The organism is Methanospirillum sp. (genome assembly GCF_028679455.1).
Lineage (GTDB): Archaea > Halobacteriota > Methanomicrobia > Methanomicrobiales > Methanospirillaceae > Methanospirillum.
This window is the reverse complement of sequence record NZ_JAJRBM010000212.1, coordinates 1-5,294: the sequence shown is the minus strand read 5'-3', so window position 1 is coordinate 5,294 and position 5,294 is coordinate 1. Positions and strand designations below refer to the sequence as shown.

At 43.4% G+C, this 5,294-nt stretch carries 4 protein-coding genes; 3 read left to right on the top strand and 1 reads right to left on the bottom strand.

What is annotated here, in order from left to right; all coding sequences use genetic code 11:
- Positions 1-743: methyl-accepting chemotaxis protein (locus tag LUQ50_RS07065; protein ID WP_300038259.1), on the top strand; the 743-nt coding region annotated here is incomplete at its 5' end.
- Positions 744-878: 135 nt separating this feature from the next.
- On the top strand, positions 879-1,769 hold the full coding sequence (locus LUQ50_RS07060) for a phosphate ABC transporter substrate-binding protein (protein WP_300038256.1): 891 nt from the start codon (positions 879-881) through the stop codon (positions 1,767-1,769).
- 177 nt (positions 1,770-1,946) lie between these two features.
- Here the strand turns inward: LUQ50_RS07060 and LUQ50_RS07055 are convergent, their stop codons facing one another.
- Complete coding sequence (locus LUQ50_RS07055) at positions 1,947-2,921, bottom strand: HD domain-containing protein (protein ID WP_300038253.1); 975 nt, start codon at positions 2,919-2,921, stop codon at positions 1,947-1,949.
- Positions 2,922-3,499: 578 nt separating this feature from the next.
- Here LUQ50_RS07055 and LUQ50_RS07050 point away from each other — a divergent pair.
- Positions 3,500-5,294, top strand: a 1,795-nt coding sequence (locus LUQ50_RS07050) for a response regulator (protein WP_300038250.1), incomplete at its 3' end; no start/stop codon positions are given.

Sequence of the window (5,294 nt, the reverse complement as noted above, 5' to 3'; positions counted from 1 at the left end):
TGAACTCACTTCGGGAGATGACCACCCGTTCTGAATCAGTGGCTGAAATCTCTGCAAAGACTGATAATCTCTCACTGCAGGGGAGAGATCTTGCAGATCGAAGCAGAGAAGGAATGGATGCAATATCCTGCTCAACAAGCCAGATTGCATCCGGGATAACCCGGATTCAGGAAGAAATTATCCAGGTCGGAAAGATCATCAGGGTAGTGACTGAGATCACGAATCAGACCAACCTTCTAGCTATTAATGCTGCGATAGAGGCTGCACATGCCGGGGTATATGGGAAAGGATTTGCTGTCGTTGCTTCAGAAGTGAAACATCTTGCTCAGGATTCAAAAGCAGCATTACTTGGTATTTCAGACACGCTCATATCACTAAACAAAGCGTTTGAAGAGGTGAGGGATGCAGTTGCCGGAGCACGCGTTGAAGTGGACTCACGTAGTCTTGCAGTAAAAGAGATGATCAGTCTTTTTGAAGGAATGACCCTGGAGATTAAAAAAATTGCAGCAATGAGTCGGGAAGCAGTCGGCGTTGCAGCTGAACAGGAACGGATGATTCAAAGTCTGGATCAACGGGCGAGACTTATCGGAGATCTGATGGATGAGACCGCTGCTGATGCTCATGCCTCTGCAGATGCATGTAACGAATCCTGCCGTTCAGTCGAACAGATCTCCTGGCATATTGAAACGGTTGCAGATATGGCCGGAAGTATTCACTCCGGGATTAGTCGCTTCACGGTCTGATACACTTCTCGTTTCCATCTCAATATTGCTATAGGGATCGCAGAGATCAATTGATCTCTCTATTCCCTCTATGATGTATGGGGAGAATTACCATATTCATAACCGGCAGATACAAGTGAACCAAGCGAGTGTATCATGAAACGTACTAGGACGGTAACCTTTGGTGTTATCCTAATTGGGCTTCTCCTTTGCACAACTCTGATGGCAGGATGCACGGGAAATTCAGGTAGCCAGACTGATAAAACAACAACTCCCGCAACAGTGAAGGGTGCTGCTGAAGGTGTGCTCTCAATCGCGGGATCTACTACTGTTCTCCCGATTGCTGCTAAAGTTGCGGAGAAGTATATGGGTGCCCATCCAGAGACTGATGTACAGGTTAATGGTGGTGGTACAGGAGCAGGAGTCCAGGCAGCTGGTGAAGGAACTGCAATGATCGGTATGGCATCCCGGGACCTTAAGGAAGAAGAACTGAAAAAATATCCTGACCTTATTCCTCATCAGATAGCGATAGATGGTCTTGTATTCATTACCAATGCTGATAATCCGATTCCATCCCTGACCCTGGATCAGATTAAGAAGATCTATGATGGAAACATCACCAATTGGAAGGATGTTGGTGGAAAAGATGCTCCAATCGTGGTTGTCGGTCGAGATAGTGCATCAGGGACCAGAGATTATATGTCCACCGATGTCATGAAAAAGGCGGATTTTGTCAAAACCCAGCTTGAGAAGAATTCAAATGGGGCCGTTAAACAGACAATAGAGCAGACTCCGAATGCAATCGGGTATGTCGGACTCGGGTATATAGACCAGACCATTCATGCGGTTCCTATCTCTGTCAATGGAACGCTGACAGTGCCAAGCATTGAAACGGTAAAGAAAGGTACATATCCACTCTCACGGCCTTTGCACCTTCTGACAAAAGGGCAGCCAACCGGTGATGCAGCAAAATTCATTGCATTCCTGGAGACTGCAGAAGGGCAGAAGATCATAACTGAAGAAGGATTTATCACTATCATAAAGTAATCCTTTTTTTCTGACTTTTTTTAATTGCCTGTAAACTTTACATAATCATGCTTTACACTCAATAATACCTGAACTCAATAGGAATATTTTGGTTGTTCCGGAGCAAACTAATAATATCAGTAATCAGGAATTGTGTATGGAGGCTTGGTACGGATAATCTTTTGTTCCTGAATTGGATTAATCCCGGTCATAGAACTCTTCAATACCGACACCATTCCCGAGTTTCATCCCGCTGAGTATCTGTTTTTCCACCCCGCTAGATTCATCGGTGAATCGAATCTTTACCTCGATGTATTGGGTTATCGGGCCCGCCGCAATCTTCGGACCAAGGATTTCCTGCACTTGAAAGAGTCCTGCGGAGTTGGACATTCGGATTGTGATCTCAACCGGTACCTCTTTTCCCTGATCAATAGAAACCTGATCGATCGAGAGTGCAGATATGGTGTGGATGGTTACCCTCCCCTGATCATATGCAGACCTGGCTCTTCCGGTGGTCATATCGGTTGCATCGCCGATACATACGGCTCCTGCTTCGATAGTTAGAGGTCTCGGATCACCATGATGGCTATAGATTAATGAAAGAATGAATGCACGGACCTGGATAATTTTGACTGATTCATCATAAACCTGTGGCAGAATCCGATCAAGTATTGGTGCGACAAGTATCAGGCTGTGTGTTATATGGTCTTCACGGTGGATCTGATTTCCGATATCGTGACATAATGCCGCGGTGAGGACAACAAGGTAAGCATCATCCAGATCACCGATACCTGCTGATACGAGATCCGGAGTTATTCCGGATCTTACAAGAAGATCAAAAATCCTGAGTGCTGATGCGGTAGCAACCATAGCATGAACCCTGCCGTGGTCATTCATTCCGAGTTTTTTTACCGTAATATAATTTGCACAATCCCAATGAGCATTAATTTCTGAATCCTGATGTAGGAGATTCCAGATATTCCTTACTTTCGGCTTGTTCCTCACCAGATTAATTATCGTAGAGATAGAGGTCTGTCTGATCTCTTCATCTCCCTTTTGAGGTTGTGGTTCCGGATAGGTTTTCGGTATGGGAAGTATGGTTTCTGAATCAGGAGGATATGGCAGACTCGTTATCCCGGTCATGATGAGAATATTGCATGTCAGGTTATGCATGTTTCCGATAGACTCTATTGTCCCATCATACTCTCAATATTTCACAAGGGGTCGGCCCCTTAATTATCAGAATGATAACTATGTGGGATTCCGGGCAGCGATAATTGATAATACCCAACAGAGATTATCGGGAAGAAGAATATTATGGAGTTCATGACTCCGCACATCCTGATGTGCTTAAAGATTTCACCAAGGTAAGTGTGTAATAGATGATATATCAACCAGATTTATGTATCTTTTGAGGATATCACGGAACATAGAAAGGTAGAAGCGGGAATCTGGTTGATAAATAAAAGCCTGAATTTTTGTCTGGAATCACTCGTCATGATTTCAGCAACCAGATCTCGATCCTGAACGGCTGTCCAACCTATATTTCTTCATTGGATAGCCTTGCATGGAAATATTATTCTGTCCGTAACCTTTTTAGGTAATCCGTCAATACTCACTGCATGAGATATCGGTTGGGATCTATGGAAGATGGATTATCAGCATGTCTTTCATATCTTAAGCCGAATAAAAAATCATTCAAATCGAGAAAAATCCGGGCTTAATAATGTAAATCTGAAGGTGAATCTGACATGCCACCTGACAACCCCCCAGCAGACAAATCAGATAAACAGCAGATTGCGATCAAAAAGATTCTGATCGCTGACGATCGGTATGAAAATCGGTATCTCCTTCAGGCATTGCTTGAGGGAAATGGATATCAGATAGTATCAGCAGAAAATGGCCTGGAAGTTCTTGAAATACTAAAAACTGAATGGGTTGATGCACTCATATCTGACATTCTCATGCCGGGAATGGATGGGTTTCAACTCTGCCGAACCATAAAAGAAGATCCTGAACTCAAAAAAATCCCATTTATTTTTTATTCTGCCTCATATACTGAGCAAAAGGACCGGGAGTTTGGTCTTTCTCTCGGTGCTGATGAGTATATCAGTAAACCGATTGAACCTGAAGATTTCATCCAAATCGTCAATACAGTCCTGGATCAGGCAGGGCAGCAAATAACGGGATCCGAGGGAAAGAAACCCCCTGATGATCTTTCGTATTACACTTCATATGCGGATACGCTCGGACGAAAACTTCAAAGTAAAGTTGTTGAATCAGAAGAACGTAAAGCGTCGGCCAGGTTTAATGAAGAGAAATACCGGATGTTTCTGCAAAATCTTCAGGGAATTGGGTATCTATTGCAGGTTGGAAATTCCCAGCCTCTCATTTTTGATGGACAGGTAGAAGAGATAAGCGGGTACCACTCCGAAGACTTCCTTGCAGGAACACCCCTATGGGAGACTATTGTTCATCATGCTGATCGGCAAAAATATCTATCAAATAAATCAGCACTTGGATCGGGAACCGCTCAAAAACTTTCAGAACAATATCGCGTCAATCATAAAAATGGGGATATCAGATGGGTACATGAGATTGCATCTTCCTTTTCAGGATTAGAACCTGATACGCTCATGATACAAGGAGCAATCTATGATATAACGCTTCAAATAGAATCCAAAGAACAACTTCGGATATCTGAAGAGCATTATCGAACCCTTTTTGAAACAATGATCGAGGGAGTGGTATACCTGGATGAAAATGGAGCTGTTATTGATGCCAATCCTTCTGCCGGACGGATACTGGGTTTGAATATTGAAGAAATTCAAGGGAAGACCTGTTTGAATCCTCGATGGAAGACAGTTCGTGAAGACGGATCGCCACTCCCTGAAGATGAACGCCCTGCCATGGTTGCTCTCCGGACTGGAGAAAAAAGATCACAGATCATGGGGATTTACAATCCCCGGGATAATTTGAACCGTTGGATAAAGGTGAATGCAGTTCCCCGGTTTCTCCCGGGAAGTGATGCTCCAAATCAGGTTTATACCACTTTTGAGGATATCACAAAAGAAAAGGCAGCACATGATCATATCAAACATCTGAATCGGATATTGAAATCCCTGCGAATGGTAAACTTTCTTATTACCGGTGAGACGAAGAGAGAGATCCTCCTGAATAGGATCTGTTCATCACTTACAGGAGAAGATGGATATTCAGGGATCTGGATAATTGCTGACTCTGATTCCGGGAGAGAAAAATATCAGGCAATATCAGATAATATCATAGGAGATGAGTTCCGGGATAATATCAGTCAGGAAATCATCACTTCATGGATGAATGTAGAGGATATACCTGATCAGAAGATTGTCACTCATTCACTAGAATTAAAAAAATTTAACGAGAATGTTACTCCATCCCAACGTAGATCCGGAGTAATGATCACCCGTCTTTCCTACGAAGAGACACTCTATGGAATGATAGGTGTCTGTGTACCTGAAGCATTTATCGAGACTCCGGATGAAGAAAGTCTCTTTTTAGAAATCG

What these genes read in the sequence shown, in the direction of transcription:
- LUQ50_RS07060 (WP_300038256.1), top strand. Translation starts at nt 879, where the DNA reads ATGAAACGTACTAGGACGGTAACCTTTGGTGTTATCCTAATTGGGCTT.
- LUQ50_RS07055 (WP_300038253.1), bottom strand. Translation starts at nt 2,921, where the DNA reads ATGCATAACCTGACATGCAATATTCTCATCATGACCGGGATAACGAGT.